18 protein-coding genes are annotated in these 18,053 nt (G+C 64.8%); 10 read left to right on the forward strand and 8 right to left on the reverse strand.

The annotated features are described in order from the left end of the window. The first annotated feature begins 68 nt into the window (after positions 1–68). Genes RIU96_RS00560 through RIU96_RS00585 form a run of 6 tightly spaced genes read left to right on the forward strand, consistent with a single transcriptional unit; the run spans position 69 to position 6,451 of the window. A complete protein-coding gene (locus tag RIU96_RS00560) occupies positions 69–3,059 on the forward strand; it encodes a Na+/H+ antiporter subunit A (RefSeq protein WP_144317807.1) in 2,991 nt (996 codons plus the stop codon). After that, the gene (locus tag RIU96_RS00565; RefSeq protein ID WP_144317806.1) at positions 3,060–3,554 is read left to right on the forward strand and encodes a Na(+)/H(+) antiporter subunit C; all 495 of its coding nucleotides are present in this window, start codon (positions 3,060–3,062) and stop codon (positions 3,552–3,554) included. Then, the gene (locus RIU96_RS00570) at positions 3,547–5,307 is read left to right on the forward strand and encodes a Na+/H+ antiporter subunit D (RefSeq protein ID WP_144317805.1); all 1,761 of its coding nucleotides are present in this window, start codon (positions 3,547–3,549) and stop codon (positions 5,305–5,307) included. Before RIU96_RS00565 ends, RIU96_RS00570 begins: the two co-directional genes overlap by 8 nt. Before the next feature lie 7 nt (positions 5,308–5,314). After that, positions 5,315–5,815 (forward strand): Na+/H+ antiporter subunit E, encoded by a 501-nt coding sequence (locus RIU96_RS00575; RefSeq protein WP_144317804.1) that lies wholly within the window; start codon positions 5,315–5,317, stop codon positions 5,813–5,815. Between the two features lie 4 nt (positions 5,816–5,819). Next, a complete protein-coding gene (locus RIU96_RS00580) occupies positions 5,820–6,098 on the forward strand; it encodes a monovalent cation/H+ antiporter complex subunit F (RefSeq protein WP_136648963.1) in 279 nt (92 codons plus the stop codon). Further along, positions 6,095–6,451 (forward strand): monovalent cation/H(+) antiporter subunit G, encoded by a 357-nt coding sequence (locus tag RIU96_RS00585; RefSeq protein ID WP_136648964.1) that lies wholly within the window; start codon positions 6,095–6,097, stop codon positions 6,449–6,451. The genes RIU96_RS00580 and RIU96_RS00585 overlap by 4 nt, the downstream gene beginning before the upstream one ends. Here the strand turns inward: RIU96_RS00585 and RIU96_RS00590 are convergent. The 4 genes from RIU96_RS00590 to RIU96_RS00605 all read right to left on the reverse strand — a co-directional run bounded on the left by RIU96_RS00590 (position 6,448) and on the right by RIU96_RS00605 (position 10,620). Then, on the reverse strand, positions 6,448–7,581 hold the full coding sequence (locus RIU96_RS00590; RefSeq protein WP_136648965.1) for a glutamate--cysteine ligase: 1,134 nt from the start codon (positions 7,579–7,581) through the stop codon (positions 6,448–6,450). The two genes, RIU96_RS00585 and RIU96_RS00590, sit on opposite strands and share 4 nt — an antisense overlap. A gap of 9 nt (positions 7,582–7,590) precedes the next feature. Next, complete coding sequence (locus RIU96_RS00595) at positions 7,591–8,325, reverse strand: LytR C-terminal domain-containing protein (RefSeq protein WP_144317803.1); 735 nt, start codon at positions 8,323–8,325, stop codon at positions 7,591–7,593. A gap of 13 nt (positions 8,326–8,338) precedes the next feature. Then, a complete protein-coding gene (locus tag RIU96_RS00600) occupies positions 8,339–9,268 on the reverse strand; it encodes a putative endonuclease domain-containing protein (RefSeq protein ID WP_144780085.1) in 930 nt (309 codons plus the stop codon). Positions 9,269–10,392: 1,124 nt separating this feature from the next. Beyond that, positions 10,393–10,620: a DUF3263 domain-containing protein gene (locus RIU96_RS00605; RefSeq protein WP_136648968.1), complete on the reverse strand. Its 228-nt coding sequence runs from the start codon at positions 10,618–10,620 to the stop codon at positions 10,393–10,395. On the opposite strand from RIU96_RS00605, the gene RIU96_RS00610 reads away from it, so the two are divergent. From RIU96_RS00610 to cls, 4 genes are read left to right on the forward strand one after another with little or no spacing between them, the layout of a single operon-like run. After that, positions 10,619–11,191, forward strand: a complete 573-nt coding sequence (locus RIU96_RS00610; protein WP_211346257.1) for a peptide deformylase — start codon at positions 10,619–10,621, stop codon at positions 11,189–11,191. The genes RIU96_RS00605 and RIU96_RS00610 overlap by 2 nt on opposite strands. After that, on the forward strand, positions 11,191–12,135 hold the full coding sequence (locus RIU96_RS00615) for an N-acetylglutamate synthase, CG3035 family (protein ID WP_181729744.1): 945 nt from the start codon (positions 11,191–11,193) through the stop codon (positions 12,133–12,135). Before RIU96_RS00610 ends, RIU96_RS00615 begins: the two co-directional genes overlap by 1 nt. Before the next feature lie 10 nt (positions 12,136–12,145). Beyond that, on the forward strand, positions 12,146–12,925 hold the full coding sequence (locus tag RIU96_RS00620) for an exodeoxyribonuclease III (RefSeq protein WP_259916099.1): 780 nt from the start codon (positions 12,146–12,148) through the stop codon (positions 12,923–12,925). Positions 12,926–12,932: 7 nt separating this feature from the next. Further along, positions 12,933–14,408 (forward strand): cardiolipin synthase, encoded by a 1,476-nt coding sequence (gene cls / locus RIU96_RS00625; protein ID WP_136648972.1) that lies wholly within the window; start codon positions 12,933–12,935, stop codon positions 14,406–14,408. Between the two features lie 28 nt (positions 14,409–14,436). On the opposite strand, the gene RIU96_RS00630 is transcribed toward cls, so the two are convergent. The 4 genes from RIU96_RS00630 to RIU96_RS00645 form a co-directional block, all read right to left on the reverse strand. Beyond that, positions 14,437–15,480, reverse strand: a complete 1,044-nt coding sequence (locus tag RIU96_RS00630; RefSeq protein ID WP_259789802.1) for an MFS transporter — start codon at positions 15,478–15,480, stop codon at positions 14,437–14,439. A gap of 369 nt (positions 15,481–15,849) precedes the next feature. Then, positions 15,850–16,572, reverse strand: coding sequence for an ABC transporter permease subunit (locus tag RIU96_RS00635; protein ID WP_144317801.1), 723 nt, complete (start codon positions 16,570–16,572; stop codon positions 15,850–15,852). Further along, positions 16,565–17,512, reverse strand: a complete 948-nt coding sequence (locus tag RIU96_RS00640; RefSeq protein WP_144317800.1) for an ABC transporter ATP-binding protein — start codon at positions 17,510–17,512, stop codon at positions 16,565–16,567. The genes RIU96_RS00635 and RIU96_RS00640 overlap by 8 nt, the downstream gene beginning before the upstream one ends. Next, positions 17,505–17,972 (reverse strand): NUDIX domain-containing protein, encoded by a 468-nt coding sequence (locus RIU96_RS00645; protein ID WP_144317799.1) that lies wholly within the window; start codon positions 17,970–17,972, stop codon positions 17,505–17,507. Before RIU96_RS00645 ends, RIU96_RS00640 begins: the two co-directional genes overlap by 8 nt. Positions 17,973–18,053: the final 81 nt, after the last annotated feature.

An 18,053-nucleotide genomic window follows, 5' to 3' on the forward strand; every position in this document is an offset into this window, starting at 1 on the left:
GGAGGGCATAATGTAGCGGGCGCAGCCCCCTGTCCCGTCCATATAGATAATGAGGAGGGGTACGCGTTGTGCTAACTCTACTGGTAGCGCTGATTGTCGCGTCCGTCGTCGCCCCCATTTTGCTGCGGCTCATCGGGCGTATCACGTTCGTAATCGTCGCCTTGGTCCCGCTCGCCGGCTTCGTATGGGTCGCGAGCCTGTTCCATAAAGGAGTCTTCGCCGCCGGCGGCGAAATCCTCGCGTCGTACGAGTGGATGCCCATCGCGCACCTCAACCTAGATTTCCGCCTCGACGCTCTATCAGGTTTATTCAGCCTCATCGTGCTCGGCTGCGGCGCGCTCGTGCTGTTCTACTGCTGGGGTTACTTCGACTCCAACCCGCGACGCCTCGCCGTCTTCGGCGCACAGCTGGCGATGTTCGCCATGGTGATGTACGGGCTCATCATCTCCGACAACTTCCTGTTGATGTATGTCTTCTGGGAGCTGACGTCGGTGCTGTCGTACCTGTTGGTCTCCTACTACGGTGAACGAGCGTCGTCACGCCGCGCCGCGCTGCAAGCCCTGATGGTGACCACTTTCGGCGGCCTCGCCATGCTGGTGGGCATCATCTTGTTCGGCCACCAGACGGATATCTGGCGGCTATCCGAGATCGCGCAGTTCGGCAACCTAGCAGCGACGCCGGGAATCGCGGCCGCGATCGTGCTCATCATGCTCGGCGCCCTGACGAAGGCGGCACAGGCGCCGTTCCACTTCTGGCTGCCCGGTGCGATGGCCGCGCCGACCCCAGTCTCCGCCTACCTGCACTCCGCTGCCATGGTCAAGGCCGGCATCTACATCGTCGCCCGCCTCGCGCCCGACATGGCCGCCGTGCCGACCTGGCACATCGTGGTGTGCGGCACCGGAATCTTCACCATGTTGCTCGGCGGCTGGATGGCGCTCAAACAGAAGGATCTGAAGCTGATCCTCGCCTACGGCACGGTCTCACAGCTCGGCTTCATCATCAGCGTGATCGGCATCGGTTCGCGCGAGGCGACGATGGCGGGTTTGGCGCTGACCATCGGGCACTCCCTGTTCAAGGCAGCGCTGTTCATGGTCGTCGGCGCGATCGACCACACCACGGGCACCCGCGATATCCGTAAGCTCTCCGGCCTGGGCAAGAAGGAGCCGCTGCTTGCGGCGCTGGCGATTATCTCCGCCGCATCCATGGCCGGCATCCCACCGTTGTTCGGATTCGTGGCCAAGGAAGCCGCGCTGGAAGCCGTCCTGCACGAGGAGCTGCTCCGCGGCATGCCCGGTTACATGCTGCTCACCGGCCTGGTCGTCGGCTCGATCCTCACCATGGCGTACTCACTGTACTTCGTCTTCGGGGCATTTTCCACCAAGGAACCTGGCGTCTCCGAAGCCGTCGAGAAGATGCACCCGATCGGCCCGTCGCTGTGGCTCTCCCCGGCGATTCTGACGGTGTTCACCGCGTTCCTCGGCCCGTTCCCGGGGTGGATCAGCGGCGCCTTCAACGACTATCTTGACGTCCGCTTCCCCGATACGGAAGGCAAGGAGCTCGCGCTGTGGCACGGGATCACCATCCCGCTGCTGCTAACCGCCGTGATCATCGCCGGCGGCTCCATCATGTACTGGCAGCGCCAGCTTGTCGCCGGAGCCCAGTTCGAGCGCCCAGCGCTTGGCGACGCCAACGCGGTGTGGGACAACATCGTCCGCGCCCTGAGCATCACATCGCTGCGCCTGACCGCCTCCACCCAGCGCGGTTCGCTGACGTTCAACCTTGCGACCATCTTCCTGGTTCTCGCCGTCGTGCCGCTCGGCGCGATGATTCTCGGTGAGTCCAACGACATCCGCATCATCGTCTGGGACACCCCGTGGCAAGCACTGACCTCCGTTTTGCTCTGCCTGATCGCGGTCGCCGCCGTGTTCCAACGCAACCGCCTCTCCGGCGTCATCCTGGTGGGCCTGACTGGTTTTTCCACCGCGCTGCTCTTCGCCATGCACGGCGCCCCTGACCTGGCGTTGACCCAGATCCTGGTGGAGACGATCCTGATGGTGATTTTCATGCTGGTGCTGCGAAAGCTGCCCGCCAACCTGGAGCCGCGCCGCGACTCGGATGTGCGCCTGCGCGCCTGGCTCGCGATCGGCACCGGTGTGTCCGTCGTGATCGTGGCCATGACCGCGATTTCCTCCCGCATTGCGGAGCCTGTCTCCAACGCGATGCCCGAACTGGCCTACGAGATCGGGCACGGCCGCAACGTTGTCAACGTGCTGCTGGTTGACCTGCGCGCGTTCGACACATTCGGCGAGATCACGGTCATCGCGATCGCCGCGACGGGTGTGGCCAGCCTGATTTTCGGCACGGGCGAGTTCCACCGGCCGTCGAGACGCCCAGTGCTCTCGACAACCGTCCCACGCTGGCTGTCCTCGCAGGTCGGCACCGAAACCGAGCAGAACCGCCACATCATGGTGCTGGTTTCTTCGCGCATCCTCTTCCCCTCGATGATGCTGCTGTCGGCCTACTTCTTCTTCTCCGGCCACAACGCACCGGGCGGCGGGTTCGCCGGTGGCCTCGTCGCCGCGCTCGCCTTCGCGCTGCGCTACCTCGCAGGCGGACGCAAGGAAGTCGAAGACGCGCTACCGGTCAACCCCGAGGCGATCCTGGGCACCGGCCTAATTCTGTCTTCCTCGGCGGTTGTCATCCCGATGTTCTTCGGCTTACCGCCGCTGACCACCGCCTACATCGCCCCCGAGGTGCCGCTGATCGGCTCGGTGTCCCTGCCGTCCGCGCTGCTTTTCGACGCTGGCGTCTACGTCATCGTCATCGGCCTGATCATGCACATCCTCAACTCCGTCGGCGGGTACCTCGACCGCGAAGAAGAGGACCGCAAGGCACGCGCCCGCCAGCGTGCGCGCGAACTTCTGCAGAAGAACGAGAAGCGCCGCGCCGAGCAGCGTTCGAGGCGCGCGGCGCGGTTGCCCGATGGCGCTGGCTTAAGCGGCGGCGCGCTTGTCGACGCCCCCCAGCGCACCAGCACACTAGAGAGCAAAGGAGACTAAATGGCTGCCAACCTGTTCCTGCTCATCGCAGCCGGCGTTCTGATCTCCGCCGGGGTCTACCTCCTGCTGGACCGCGCGATGACCCGCATGATCATGGGCATCATGCTGCTCGGCAACGGCGCCAACCTGCTCATCCTGCAGGCTGGCGGCCAGGCCGGGTCACCACCGATCACCGGCCGCACCACGGAGCGCTACCAGGACGACATGGCGGATCCGCTCTCCCAGGCGATGATCCTGACCGCGATCGTGATTTCCATGGCGATGGTGTCTTTCATGCTCGCGTTGGCGTACCGCCAATTCCGTTACCGCGTGGATGACCTGATTGCGCCGGACGAAGAGGACAGGGCCGTTGCGGCGCGACCGACGACCGCGTCGGCGCAGCCCGACCACGACGCCTCCGCAGATCCCCACACCGGGCGCACCAGCGCGCTCGGCGACAACTTTGGGCCCCGCTCCTTTGAAGAACCCGTGAGAGGGGCCGACCAAGATGACTGAGTCTTTCCAAAGCTACGCGCAGTGGCTACTGCCCGCAGTGGCCTACCTCATTCCGGTCCCGGTCCTGCTGCCGGCGGTTGCGGCGGCGCTGATCCTGCTCTCGGGCAGGAAGCTTGCGCTGCAGCGCACGATCGCGTTTCTCACGCTGCTCACGCTCGCCTTTGTCGCGGCGTCGCTGCTGATCGTGACCACGACCTACGGCATTCAAACCCTCCAGCTCGGCGGGTGGGACGCACCGATCGGCATCACGCTGGTCGCGGACCGGCTCTCAGCAATCATGCTGCTCGTCTCCGCGATCGTGCTGTTCGCCGTGATGTGGTTCGGCATTGCCCAGGGTTTGCGCGACGGCAACGAGGACGACCCCGTGGCCGTCTTCCTGCCGACCTATATGCTGTTAACCATGGGCGTGAACCTGGCATTTCTCGCCGGGGACCTGTTCAACCTCTACGTCGGCTTTGAGATCTTCCTCGTTGCCTCCTACGTCCTGCTCACCCTGGGCGCGACCGCCTCGCGTGTCCGGGCCGGAATTGGCTACGTGATGGTCTCGATGGCGTCGTCCATGATCTTCCTTATCGCCCTGGCCCTGATCTACGCCTCGGTGGGAACGGTGAATATGGCACACGCGGGCATGCGCATGGAGGAACTGCCGGAGGGAACGCGCGCCGCGATCTTTGCGACGCTGCTGGTTGCGTTCGGCATCAAGGCCGCCGCGTTCCCCCTCGACGCGTGGTTGCCCGACTCGTATCCCAGCGCGGCCTCCCTTGTCACGGCCGTGTTCGCGGGCCTGCTGACCAAGGTCGGTGTCTACGCGATCATCCGCATGCGCTCCGTCGTATTCACCGATGGGTCACTGGACACGATGCTGATGTGGGTCGCTCTGGCGACGATGATCATGGGCATCATGGGCGCCCTGGCCCAGAACCAGATCAAACGTCTGCTCTCGTTTACCCTGGTCAGCCACATCGGCTACATGCTCTTTGGTATCGCGCTGGGCTCGGTCGCGGGCTGGGGCGGGGCGATCTTCTACGCAGTGCACCACATTTTGATCCAGACGACGCTGTTCCTGGTGGTCAGCCTAATTGAGCGCCACTCGGGAAGCTCGCAGCTCAGGCGTCTGGGTTCCATGATCTACACCGCCCCGGTGATCGCGATCCTGTTCTTCATCCCGGCAATGAACATGGGTGGCATCCCGCCGTTCTCCGGGTTTTTGGGCAAGGTCCTACTCATCGAGGCCGGCGCGATGGAAGGTACCTGGCTCGCGTGGACGCTGATCGTCGGCACGGTTGTCACCTCGCTGCTGACGCTCTACACCATGATCCTGGTGTTCTCCAAGGGCTTTTTGCGCGACCGTGCCGACGCCCCCGAGGGCCACCTGGCGGTGGACCGGCCGGCGTCCCTGTCCGGCAAGCACTCCGAGGTGACCGTCGAGGAACGCGATCACGCAGGCCGCATCCCCACGGGCATGCTCTTGTCGACGATCCTGCTCATCGCGACGTCACTGTCCCTGACGGTGTTCGCCGGCCCCTTTGCCGAGATGACCGATCAGGCCGCATCGTCGATTAAAGACACGACGATTTACCGGGAGGCCGTCCTGCGGCCGGGCTTCGAGGAGCCGACGCGCACCCTCGACCGCACTACGATGCCAGTAGAGGGAAGCGATGCTGCCGACGCGAACAGGGAGTCGTCTCCTTCCGGGGTCACCACCGTCCCGGTTCCCCGGCCAGCGCCCAACGACGCAGCGGCAAAGGAGTAGATAACCCATGACCGGACTCAGAACTCGCTTCCACGCGCTTTTTGTGCTGTGGCTGACCATCATGTGGGTCTTGCTCATGGGCGAGATCAGCATCGGCAACATCGTCGCCGGGTTCCTGCTCGGCAGCGCGATAGTGCTCTTTCTGCCCATGCCCCGGGTGCCGCGCGGCAACCACGGCGTGCGGTGGACGAAGCTGTTGACGTTTATTCTGCGGTGGATCGCGGACCTCATGGTCGCCTCCGCAAAGGTTGCCTGGCTGGCCCTTCGCCCGCAGTCCCCACCCAAGAGTGCAATCCTGCAGGTCCCGATGCGTGTGTCCAATGACCTCATCTTGTACTTGGCCACCTGCGCCTACAATCTGCAGCCCGGCGGGTCCGTCAGCGACATCGACGTGGCCAACCGCATATGGACAATCCACGTCCTTGACGCCAACGACGTCGAGCGTGAAAAAGACAGCGTCGCCCGCCTGGAGCAGGACATGATCGAAATTTTCGAGAGTAAGGGCTAGAACGATGGATCCGACTATCTACAACATCTTTCTGGGCATCGCCGCCGCAGCCTTGGTCGTTGGCTTCTTCACCATCGCCTGGCGCGTCGTCGTCGGCCCGAACTCGCTCGACCGCGCGATCGGCAACGACGCCATTGCCGCGTCTCTGCAATGCGTTTTGGCCCTGTACATTTGTTGGTCGCTGGACACCACCGTGGTCAACGTGATGATCGTCATCGCGCTGCTCGGCTTCATCGCGTCTGCCGCGATCGCCCGCTTCCACAAGAAGGATGATGCACTGTGATTACCGACGTCATCTCGCTGATTTTCATCCTCCCCGGCGCCTTCATGGTGCTCTCCGCCGCGGTCGGCGCGGTGCGCTTCCGCTCCACCATGGCCCGCATCCACGCGATCACGAAGCCGCAGACCACCGGGCTGGTTCTCATGGTCGTCGGCACGCTCATCCGACTCATTGGCGCGGAGGACTTCAGCTTCCACGAGCGCGGCGACATCGGCATTCTCATCCTGCTGACAATCTTCGCCCTGATGACTAGCCCAGTGACCGCGCAGCGCCTCGGCCGCGTCGCCCGCCTCGAGGGGTTGTACGGCGACGAGGACGAGCTCACCGTGAATCAAAACCCGGCGCGCAACCCCTAATCCCACGTTAGGGTGGTCAGCTCGTCGCAGGTCAGGTCGACGGCGGGCTTCCAGTCACGGTGGACGTCGTAAAGCCTGCGCTGGCGCTGGTAACCCGCGCCGCGCTCGAGGATTTCCAGCACGAGGTTGAGCTCGTCGACGCAGCCTAGCTGCTTAGCGACGGGTGTGAGCTCGTCGACGAGATCGACCAGCTCTTCACTCACCCAGCGCTCATCGGTGTTGCGGCTGGTGATCACGAGCGCCTCCATGCCGTAGCGCGCCCCACGCCATTTGTTTTCCGCCACGTGCCATGGCTGCAGGATCGGCAGCTCCTCGCCCCGATCAATCATCTGGTCGAAGTGGACCACCAGGCAGTGCGTCAGCGCGGCGATGCCGGCGAGCTCGCGCAGGTTGGAGGTGGCGTCCGAGATGCGGACCTCGATCGTGCCCCACTTCGCGGCGGGGCGGACGTCGAAATGCATGCTGCCGGTGTGGTTGATCACCCCTGAGGTCTGCTGGTCGTGCATGAACTGCACCCACTCGTCCCAGGTGGTGAACTGGTACGGCATGCCCGCGGTGGGAAGCTGCTGGTAGAGCATGGTGCGGTTCGACGCGTAGCCGGTATCGATCCCGTCCCAGCCCGGGCTGGACGCCGAAATCGCGAGCAGGTGCGGGTACTTGGTCATCACCGCGTTGATGATCGGCCACACGCGGTCCTCGTGGCGGATGCCGATGTGGCAGTGAATGCCCCACAGCAGCATCTGCTGACCCCAGTACTGGGTGCGGTTGATGATCTCCTTGTAAGTAATCTTCGGGCTCAGCGGCTGCCGCCGGAAATCCGAAAACGGGTGCCCGCCCGAGGCCCACAGGCGCAGGTTCTCCTCCTCCGCCACCTCGCGCACCTTCTGGGTGGCGTCGCTTAAGAAACGCACCGCCTCGCCCGCGTTGGCGCACACCGGGGTGACCAGCTCGATGGTGTTCTGCAGAAACTCACGTTCGAGGTGCAGGTCGGGGTGGCGGGCGGTGACCTCGTCGATCACCTCCGCGGCGCGGGGCACCAGGTCGCGGGTGTCGGGGTCAACGAGACAGATCTCCCACTCAACGCCTAGCGTCTGATTGGGAGACCTTGCGAAATCGCGGAACGGATCCATGCAGTGATTCTAACCGGCGAGCACGACAGACACCGCCTCGCGGTTCCCGCGCACCTCGGCCGGCAGCGACGCGCCCTGCGGCACCTCGTTGATCGGCTTCGCCACTCCGCTGACCTGCCGGGCCACCTCAGCCGCGACCTGGTCCGCGCCGCTAATCGACGGGTCGTAGAACACCGTGGTCTCCGGGAAAATACCGTACTGCTGCTCGGGCAGATTCATCGCCGTCGAGTCCGCACTGCGGTTAGCAACGTTGTACTGCGGCGCGAGCTGGTCCGCTGTCGAACCGGCCGCGCCCGGGTTCGGCGAGTTGTTGTAGACGAACACCTGGGCGTTCTCGCGCGTCAGGGCCGGGGCGATTGCGGGTGCTTCCTGCTCCGGGCGGTTTGCGGGTGCTTCTTGCGCCGGCGGCTGGGCGCCTTCGGGTGCTGGCGCTTCGCTACCGGTGGCCTGCGGTGCCGTGTTTTGCGGTGCGGTGTTCTGCGGGGCCGTGTTTTGCGGCATGGTGGTCTGCGGCGCTGCGTTGGTGCCCGCATTGTCGTTTTGAGTCAGCGCGTAGATGCCCCAGAGCAGCAGAATCGCGGCCACGGCGATGAGGATCATCGCCAGACCGCGCTTGGGGATACCTCCCGCCGCGGCAGCGGTTGCCCCACCGGCAGGGGCGGGCGCCGCGTCGTCGCTGCGGTGCGAGCCACGGTACTCGTCGACCTCGTCGTGGTATTCATTCCCAGGATTCACATTAGTCACATCCGACACATTATTACCTTAGTGCGGTGTTGCGTAATTGCGACGCGCCGGACTCCAACGTGGACCGGACCTCCGCCAACACCCGGCGAGGTTCGCGCCGCAGCTCCTCCGAGCGGTAGCGCATAAACGCGAACCCCAAATTTCCGATCTGCTTCTGCCGGTTGTACTCCTGAATGATCGTCTGCTCCGGATCCTGCGAATACTTCAGATCCCCGTCGATCTCCACGGCCACCCAGCCGTCGATAAGCAAGTCCACCCTGAACCCGCAAATCTCGACCTGAACCTCGATGTCGCCCACCTTCCCCCAGATAAACAGCGCGCGGGCCAGCGACTCATACGGAGACTCCGACGCCGCCGACGAATGCTCGATGCACCTGCGCACCACCGAAAGATTACGAAACCGACCCATCTTCTCCACCGCCGCAACCAAATGCCCCCGCTCAAAACCCTGGCTGCGCAGCCAATCCGCCGCAATCAACCCCTCCGCGAAACCGTGATCGCGCGCGATGTCGATAAACGTGCGCACCGGATGAGTCACTCGGACACCATGGATGACATTGTGCTGGGAAATTGGGCGGCGCCGACACACCACGCCACCTGCCGAACGGTAGGACGGAGGCACATGCGCCGACGGCAACGCGAGCTCAACCGGTTCACTCGACATCGACACAACCCACATCCCCTGCACGCGAGCGGCCGAACGCCCGACCAGCACCGCGCCGTAGGAATTGCGCCCCCTCGCGAGCGCCTCGACGAAACGCATTTCGTGGAAGCGCAGCTCGGCGTGCACGTCAGCCGGCATAGCGATTTGCCTGGTCAGACACACCAGGTTGTTGCTCGTTGGGTCGAGACGCCGCGGATCCGTGCGGGACAATTTCCGCAAGTCGATCAGTTTTTCTGCCAATGGTGTGCGCCAATCCCCCTGCGCCATAGCGTTGAACATGGCCTCTTAGACTGCCGGGAGGCCCCGCGGGTTCCCCCGGTGCGGGATGTTGTTTGTTTGCGGGTGGGATGTCACGGTGAACGGTTGGTGCGGGGGTGAAACCGCTGGTCGGTGACCGGGGGTTTCCGCTGAGTGTGACATCTCGGTCTGTGGGATGTCACGGTCAACCGTTGCCGCAGCGCAAAACCCCAGGTCGGCGACCCACTGATCCCGTTGAGTGTGACCTCTCGGTCTGTGGGATGTCACGGTCAACCGTTGCCGCAGCGCAAAACCCCAGGTCGGTGACCGGGGGTTTCCGCTGAGTGTGACATCTGGGCCGGTGCAATGTCACGGTCAACCGTTGCAGCGGGGCAAAACCCCAGGTCGGTGACCGGGGGTTTCCGCTGAGTGTGACATCTGGGCCGGTGCAATGTCACGGTCAACCACTACGCAACCGAAAAACCGCAGGTCGGAGACTGGCTGACCCCGTTGAGTGTGACATCCCGGCGAGTGCAATGTCACGGTGAACCGTTGCCGCAGCGCAAAACCCCAGGTCGGTGACTGGCCGATCCCGTTGAGTGTGACCTCTCGGCCGGTGGGATGTCACGGTCAACCGTTGCCGCAGCGCAAAACCCCAGGTCGGTGACCGGAGGTTTCCGCTGAGTGTGACATCTCGGCCGGTGGGATGTCACAGTCAACCACCGCGCAGACACAAAACCCCAGGTCGGCGACCCACTGATCCCGTTGACCGTGACATCCCGGCGAGTGCAATGTCACGGTCAACGGTTGCAACGGGTCAAAACCCCAGTTCACCAACCACCCAACACCGCTGACCGTGACATCTCAGCCGGTGGGATGTCACGGTCAACCGTTGCTGCGGTGTAAAACCCCAGGTCGGAAACCGGCCGATCCCGCTGAGTGTGACATCTCGGCCGGTGGGATGTCACAGTCAACCACCGCGCAGCCACAAAATCCCAGGTCGGCGACCCACTGATCCCGTTGACCGTGACATCCCGGCGAGTGCAATGTCACGGTCAACGGTTGCAACGGGGAAAAACCCCAGGTCACCAACCACCCAACACCGCTGACCGTGAAATCCCACCCACCCAAATGTCACGGTCAACCTCGCATAAACTACCGCACCCCTACCGGCTATCCCGCACCCGCTGCAACCGCCGCACCAGCTGCGGCCGCGCCGCCAGCGCATCGGCGGAGTCCAGCAGAACGTTGAGTCGCTGGTAGTAGCGGATGGGGGTAAGGCCCAGGCGGGATCGGATTGCGTCTTCTTTGGCGCCGACGGACCTGGGGGCGGAGGCTTCGAAGTCCAGGAGCGTGAGGTCGGCGTCGCTAAGCATGCTTAATATATTAAGCATGACAATTCGACCCATCGTGATCCACGGCGACCCGGTGTTGCACGAGCCGACGAAGCCGGTCGAGCAGCCGGTCGCCGAGCTGCAGGAACTGATCGCGGACATGCACGAGACTATGGACGCCGCGTACGGCGTCGGGCTGGCGGCGAACCAGGTTGGTGTTCCGCTGCGGCTGTTCGTTTACCACTGCCCCGACGGCGAACAGATGCGCCGCGGCACCGTGATCAACCCGGTGCTGGAGACCTCCGAGGTTCCCAAAACCATGCCGCGTGACGACGGCGAAGACGACGAGGGCTGCCTGTCCGTGCCGGGCGAGTCGTGGCCCACCAACCGCGCGAGCTGGGCGAAGGTCACCGGCCTGGACGAGAACGGCAACGAAGTCGTGGTGGAAGGCGAAGGGTTTTTCGCCCGCTGCCTGCAGCACGAGGTGGGCCACCTCGACGGGTTCGTCTACACCGACGTGCTCACCGGCCGCTACAAGCGCGAGGCGAAGCGCGTGATCCGCGACAACGAGTGGAACATCCCGGGCCGCACCTGGCTACCGGGCACCGACGAAGACCCGTTCGGCCACTGATGAGCCGGTTTTTCCGCTCGGACGACATCGCGCCGGGCGATCGGGTGGTGGTGCGCCAGCGCATCGGCGAGCACGCCAGCGACGTCATCGGCCACGTCCTCTCGCTCGATCCGCTGGTGATTCGCCCGCAGGAGGTCGGCGGGTTCCCGTCGTTCAAAGACGCGATTGAGATCGACAACGTCCACATCGTGAAGAAGCTGTCGCCGCGCACGGTGCGCAACAGCGACATCCGCGCCGTCGAGGTCGCCTACGCCAAAGCCTTCCCCGGCCAGGAGCAGCGGCTTGTCGACGGCTGGCTCGCGCGCGCCGGAGCCGACATCGCAGAGCGCTCCAACTCAGCAACCCCGATCGGCTACTCGGCGGGCTTCAACCCGGTGCCGCTGGAGGAGCTCACCGATTTCTACCGGCAGCGCGGCAAGCCGCTGCAGCTGCTGATCCCGGAGCGCATTGGCAAGCCGGCACTGAAAATCCTCACGCCGCAGTGGAAGCTTGGCGAGGAGATTCTGGTGATGACGCGGCACCTCGACGGCGGGGAGATCGCCGCGGACTTCGAAGTGCTGGATACCCCCGATGAGGCCTGGCTGTCGATGTACCACTTCCGCGGCCAGCCGCTTCCCGCCGACGCGATCCGCCCCATCGACGGGCGCATCGCGTACGCCCGCCTCACCCGCGACGGCGATACGGTGGCCGTGACCAGGGCAACCCTCACCGAGTCCGAAGACGGGCGCGTGTGGCTGGGCTACTCCGCGGTTGAGGTCGCGCCCGCGCTGCGCCGCCGCGGCCTGGGCACCGCGCTCGGGGCGGCGCTTATGGCGTGGGGCGCGTCCCACGGCGCCGACGAGGCCTACCTGCACGTGCGCGCGGGCAACGCCGCGGCGATCGGGTTGTACCAGAAGCTGGGTTTTGTGGAACACCATCGGCAGCGCTACGCCCTCCTGGGTTAGTGTTAAACGCATGCGGATAGCCACCTTCAACGTCAACTCGGTGCGCAGCCGCGCCGAGCGCATCGTCGCTTTTCTAGAGCGCAATGACGTCGACGTGTTAGCCATGCAGGAGACGAAAACCAGCGACGCGAAGTTCCCCTACGCCGTGTTCGAGGCCGCCGGCTACGAGGTCGCGCACGTGGGCACCAACCAGTGGAACGGCGTCGCGCTAGCCTCCCGTGTGGGCTTGGACGACGTTAACACCCAGTTCGACCACCAGCCCGCTTATGACGGCAACGTCGAGGCGCGCGCGGTCGGCGCGACGTGCGGCGGGGTGCAGGTGTTTTCGCTGTACGTGCCCAATGGCCGGGAGATCGGCCACCCGCACTACGACTACAAGCTGCAGTTTCTCTACTCGCTGCAGCACTCGGTCGAGGCGCAAACGCCGCAACTGTTCACCGGCGACTTCAACATCGCCCCGCGCGACGACAGCGTGTGGGACATCGCCTGGTTCGAGGGCAAAACCCACGTTACCGAGCCGGAGCGCGCTGCCTTCCAGATGCTGCTCGAGGCGGGCCTGGAGGAGATCCGCCACGATGACGCGTACTCGTTTTGGGACTACAAGGCGATGCGGTTTCAGAAGAACCAGGGCATGCTGATCGACTTCCTGCTGGCCACCCCGCCTGTGGCAAGCAAGGTGGTCAAGGCCTGGGTGGATGTCGACGAGCGCCGCGGCAAGGGCGCGAGCGACCACGCGCCGGTGATCGCCGACATTGACACCACCGCGTTCGCCTACGACGAAGTGCGCTAGGTCCGCCATGTCATTCTCACTGGATATCAGTTACTGGCAGCTCGTGGCCATGCTGGTCGATTACGCGATCAAGTTTGTGATGATCGGCATCGTGCCGTCGAACCGCCGCCCCTCGGCGGCGAACGCGTGGCTGTTGCTCATTCTGCTGCTGCCGTTCATAGGCCTGCCGCTGTACCTGCTGATGGGCTCGAACTTTTTCAACCGGCGCCGCCACCGCATCCAGCAGCGCGTCCGGGCCGAGATCGACAACGTGCACACCGACATCCCGGACCTTCCCCCCGACGCAAACCTCGGCGCCGATAAGGAGGCCATCGTGCGCCTGCACCGCGCGCTGACGGGCTTTCCCGCCGTCGATGCCAACCTGCGCCACGTCTGGTCCGACTACGAGCTCGCGATTCGCCGCATCGCGCAGCTTATCGACGCCTCCGAGAACTACGTCGATGTTGAAATCTACGCCGTGGCCTGGGACGACACGACCGGCATCGTGTTCGAGGCGATGGAGCGGGCGGTGGCGCGCGGGGTGCACGTACGCCTGCTGCTCGACCACATCGGCTCACAGAAGTACCCCGGCTACCGTCGCATGACGCGCAAGCTGACGCGCGCGGGCATCGACTGGTACCTGATGCTGCCGCTGCAGCCGTGGCGCGGCCGGTTCCGCCGGCCCGACCTGCGCAACCACCGCAAAGTGGTCATCGTTGACGGCCATATCGCGATGATGGGTTCGCTCAACCTCATCGACCGCAGCTACCTGATGCGCAACCACCGCCGGGCGGGACGCCAGTGGATCGACGTGTTCATCGAGTTCGAGGGGCCGATCGTGACCTCTCTGGAATCGATGTTCGCGGTCGACTGGTACACCGAGTCCGGTGAGGCGATTGAGTTGCTGCCGCCGCGTCGGTTGGGCGTCGATAAGCCTGGCGAGCACATCGTGCAGCTCATCCCCTCTGGCCCCGGTTACGAGACCGAGCCGAACCTGCGGATGTTCAACACCTTGATCCACCACGCGCGCGAGCGCCTGATCCTGTGCTCGCCCTACTTCGTGCCCGAGGATTCGCTGCTCGAGGCCGTAACCACCGCCTGCTACCGCGGGGTGCGCGTTGATTTGCTCGTCGGCGAGAAGGCCGACCAGTTCATGGTCAACCACGCGCAGTCGTCCTACTACGAGCAGCTCCTGCGCGCGGGCGTGCACATCTGGCAGTTCCCCGCCCCGTACATCCTGCACACCAAGTTCGCCCTAGCCGATCCCGGCCGCGACACCTTCGTCGGCGTCGTCGGCTCCTCCAACATGGACATGCGCTCGTTCTCGCTGAACTACGAAAGTTCCCTGTTCGTGGCCTCGGGCTCGCTTCTCGACGACCTGTACACGCTCGCCCGGACCTACATGAACGTCTCCGACGAGCTGACCTTGGAGGAATGGAGCCGCAGGCCGTGGCACCGCCGCTACATTGACAACGTGATGAAGCTGACCTCGGCGCTGCAGTAGGCCTGGGCCAGCTTCGATGAGGTCCTGCTTAGACGGCGACTGCTTCGCGCTCGCCCAACTCCTCGGTGTCGTCGGCGGTGACCGCATCCACGCGCGGCAGCGTCAGCATGATCACCGCGGCGAGGAGGAACAACCCGCCGGCGATGACAATCCCGGTGGAGAAGGAGGCGGCGGTGGCGATGCCCCCCATCACGATCGGCCCCAATGCCGACAGTCCGCGGCCGACGTTGTAGGTAAAGCCGGAGCCCGTCGTACGCATCCGCGTCGGGTAGAGCTCGCTGATGTACGGGGCAAACAGGCCGGGGAACACCATGCAGAAGGAGTACAGCGGGGCGACAACCCAGAGAATGCTCGGGGAGGTGGAGTAGCCGTAGGCGGCGATCAGCAGGCCGGTGGAGATCAGCGAGGCCATGATCGCCGGCTTGCGCCCCACCTTGTCCGCGAGCCACCCGAAGAAGAAGTACCCCAAAAACGCAGTCAGGGACATCAGGGTGAAGTGGTTCCCGATGGTCTGCGCGTCAAAGGCTCGCTCGCGCGCGAGGTAGCTCGGGAACCAGGTGGTCGCGCCGTAGTAGGGCACCATGACCAGGATGCAGACGATTGAGGCGATGATGGTCAGGCGAGCCCGACCGCCTGTGAACAGCGCCTTGATGCTGACGGATTCGCCCTCCTGCGTCACCCCGCGGTCGCGCTTCCACACCTCGGATTCGCGGAAGCCGATCAGCACGAAGGCCAGCGGCAGCATCGCAGACAGGCCGGCGATGAGGAAGAGCAGGCGCCAGTCGGGCATGAGGAAGGACGACAGCTGGGCGGCCAGCGCGCTGCCGATTGGGTAGGCCGCGAGCACGAAGCCGATCGCCTTGCCGCGCTGGTGCGCCGGCCAGGTCTCCGTGACGTACGCCGAGAGCACGCTCCACACGCCGCCGAGGCCGATGCCGGCTAGCAGGCGCAGGAAGATGAACAGCGAGAAGCTGGGGACGACGTAGATCGCGGCGGTCAGGGTGACAAACAAGACGAGGCAGGTCAACAGGGCGAACTTTCTGCCCCTGTTGTCCGCAATATAACCCATCACCGGACCGCTTAAGCCCCATTCCGATCAGCGTTGCCGTAGCCAGCAGTCCAGCCCTGATCGCAGTGATTCCGTACTCCTCCGAGATGCCCGGAAGCGCGTAGGAGAGAATTTGAATCTCCATCGCATCGAAGGTATACACCAGAAACGAACCGAGCAGAATGATCCATTTGTAGTAGGGCTTGGACGTGTATGCGCTCACGTATCCTCCTCAATCAACCGGGCGAAGTTATTTCGCCAACCAAATTGTTTCGGAGAACATAACACCGGCTCTCGGCGGGCCAGAAGGGCTTTGGGGCACCAATTGCCATCTATTCGGATGTGGCATTAATGGGCCCGCGCGGGCGGTGTAATCGGCAGTCAAAAACCCTTTTACGCGTCGCGCCGGTGCAGCAGCACCACGCCGGCCACCCAGGCCACCACGGCCCAGGCGAGGAAAATGCCGTAGGAAACCCACACATTGTCGTGCTGCGCCGGCGCGTTAGTCACGAACGCGTAGTAGTTGGAAAACGGCAGGTACTGAGCAATATCGCGCCCGATGCCCGGGATGAACCCGACGATGGTTTCCACGACGAACTGGAAGGCGAAGACCAACGTGACGGTGCCCGCGGTGTTGCGCACGATCCAGCCGACGCCCTGGGTGAGCATGGTCAGCGTGGCGGTCGCCAGCGGCACGGCCCACAGCGCGCGCAGCGTCGCCGGGTTGGAGGTCCAGTTCGCGGGGACGTCGGCGAGGGCGTCGGCAAGCGTGAAGGCGATAATCAGCGCCACCAGCACGGTCAGCGCGGCGAGCACGGCGTAGAGCGCCAGCTTGGCGACGGCCACCTGCCAGCGCTGCGGCGCGAGGCGGAAGTTGGTGGTTTGCAGGCCGAAGCGGTACTCGGTGGTGACCACCATCGCCGACTGCACGATCACGATGATCGCCGAGATCATGCTCACCGCCATGATCACGGTGATCGGGAAGTACAACGACCCAGCCGGGGCGGCGAACGCGACGGCGAAAATGGCTGCGATGGCCAGGATCAGGCCGGTGGTCCAGTAGAAGGAGGCGGTCGAGCGCAGCTTCGTAAACTCTGCGCGCACAAGGTTAAGCACGGTGTTTCCCTCCTGAGGTGTCCTGGGATTGTGCCTGGTACTGGATGTGGCCCTCGGTGGAGCGGATGTAGGCGTCCTCGAGCGAGGCGCGGCGCTCGCTCAGCTCGGCGAGCTGCACCCCGGCGCGAAACGCCACGGCGCCGATCTCGTCGCAAGTGTGATCCGCCACGGCGATCGTCGGCCTGCCCTCAGCATCGACGACGCGCTCGAAGCTCACCCCGGCCGCGGCCAGGGCGGTCTCCATCGCGGCCGGGTCCACCGGGCGCACGACGGTGGTAACCGCGGAGTTGCCCTTGATGAAGTCGTGGACCGACGTGTCCGCCACGAGCTTGCCGCGGCCAATCACGATGAGGTGATCGGCGGTCTGCGCCATCTCCGCGAGCAGGTGGGAGGACACCAAGATCGTGCGGCCCTCATCGGCCAGGGCGCGCAGCAGCCCTCGCACCCAGCGGATGCCCTCCGGGTCGAGGCCGTTGACCGGCTCGTCCAGGATCAGGTATTCCGGGTCCCCCAGAAGCGCCGAGGCGATGCCGAGGCGCTGGCCCATGCCGAGCGAAAAGCCCCCGGCGCGCTTGGACGCCACGTCGCTCAATCCTACGAGGCTCATGACCTCGTCGACGCGCGCGTCCGGGATGCCGGAGGCCTGGGCCTGCCACAGAAGCGAGGCGCGCGCGGAGCGGTTCGGGTGCACGCCTTTGGCGTCGAGAAGCGCACCGACGCGGCGTGCCGGCTGTTTCAGGGATGCGTAGGGGGAGCCGTCGATAAGCGCCGTGCCCGAGGTGGGCGAATCGAGGCCGAGGATCATGCGCATCGTCGTGGACTTGCCGGCGCCGTTGGGGCCGAGGAAGCCCGTGACCACGCCGGGTTTGACGGTGAACGTCAGGTCGTCGACCGCGCGTACCGGACCGTAGTGTTTGGTCAGATTGTGAACGTCAATCATGCGGTTTAGTATGCCCGACAACCGCGTCGAGCGACGCTTCGAAGCCCGGGTGCAGCGGCAAGGCGCGGATCCCGTCCACCGGGACCCAGCGCAGCTCCGCCGACTCCTCGTTCGGCTCCACCGGGATCGGCTCGCCGGTGTTCGTCGACGCGAACACCGTGGTGTAGGTCCAGCCCGACGGGAACGGGCCGGCAGTGACCATCGCCGAGGTCACGGTGATCAGGGAAGGGTCAATCCCGCACTCCTCCACCGTCTCGCGCAGCGCGGTCTGCTCCACAGTCTCGTGCGAGTCGCGGGCCCCGCCGGGCAGCGCCCAGGTGCCGCCCTGGGCTGTCCACGTCGCGCGGTGCTGCAGCAGAACCCGGCCCCCTGCCTGCAAAAAGAGCCCGGACGCGCCGAAGCGCCCCCACAGTTTCATGCCCGCGGGGCCTTCGACCCAACCGTTGCCGTCGCCTTCCATGCCACCCACTTTAGGCACGCGCGGGCCACGCTAGCCAACAATCGGCTGATAGTTACAGCACGATAAGCTTTTGGCGGGTTA

Source organism: Corynebacterium sp. Z-1, assembly GCF_031844665.1.
Taxonomy (GTDB): domain Bacteria; phylum Actinomycetota; class Actinomycetes; order Mycobacteriales; family Mycobacteriaceae; genus Corynebacterium; species Corynebacterium sanguinis.

What these genes read in the sequence shown, in the direction of transcription:
- RIU96_RS00575 (WP_144317804.1), top strand. Translation starts at nt 5,315, where the DNA reads ATGACCGGACTCAGAACTCGCTTCCACGCGCTTTTTGTGCTGTGGCTG.
- cls (WP_136648972.1), top strand. Translation starts at nt 12,933, where the DNA reads ATGTCATTCTCACTGGATATCAGTTACTGGCAGCTCGTGGCCATGCTG.
- RIU96_RS00605 (WP_136648968.1), bottom strand. Translation starts at nt 10,620, where the DNA reads ATGCTTAATATATTAAGCATGCTTAGCGACGCCGACCTCACGCTCCTG.
- RIU96_RS00565 (WP_144317806.1), top strand. Translation starts at nt 3,060, where the DNA reads ATGGCTGCCAACCTGTTCCTGCTCATCGCAGCCGGCGTTCTGATCTCC.
- RIU96_RS00645 (WP_144317799.1), bottom strand. Translation starts at nt 17,972, where the DNA reads ATGGAAGGCGACGGCAACGGTTGGGTCGAAGGCCCCGCGGGCATGAAA.
- RIU96_RS00640 (WP_144317800.1), bottom strand. Translation starts at nt 17,512, where the DNA reads ATGATTGACGTTCACAATCTGACCAAACACTACGGTCCGGTACGCGCG.
- RIU96_RS00615 (WP_181729744.1), top strand. Translation starts at nt 11,191, where the DNA reads ATGAGCCGGTTTTTCCGCTCGGACGACATCGCGCCGGGCGATCGGGTG.
- RIU96_RS00610 (WP_211346257.1), top strand. Translation starts at nt 10,619, where the DNA reads ATGACAATTCGACCCATCGTGATCCACGGCGACCCGGTGTTGCACGAG.
- RIU96_RS00580 (WP_136648963.1), top strand. Translation starts at nt 5,820, where the DNA reads ATGGATCCGACTATCTACAACATCTTTCTGGGCATCGCCGCCGCAGCC.
- RIU96_RS00620 (WP_259916099.1), top strand. Translation starts at nt 12,146, where the DNA reads ATGCGGATAGCCACCTTCAACGTCAACTCGGTGCGCAGCCGCGCCGAG.
- RIU96_RS00600 (WP_144780085.1), bottom strand. Translation starts at nt 9,268, where the DNA reads ATGTTCAACGCTATGGCGCAGGGGGATTGGCGCACACCATTGGCAGAA.
- RIU96_RS00570 (WP_144317805.1), top strand. Translation starts at nt 3,547, where the DNA reads ATGACTGAGTCTTTCCAAAGCTACGCGCAGTGGCTACTGCCCGCAGTG.
- RIU96_RS00590 (WP_136648965.1), bottom strand. Translation starts at nt 7,581, where the DNA reads ATGGATCCGTTCCGCGATTTCGCAAGGTCTCCCAATCAGACGCTAGGC.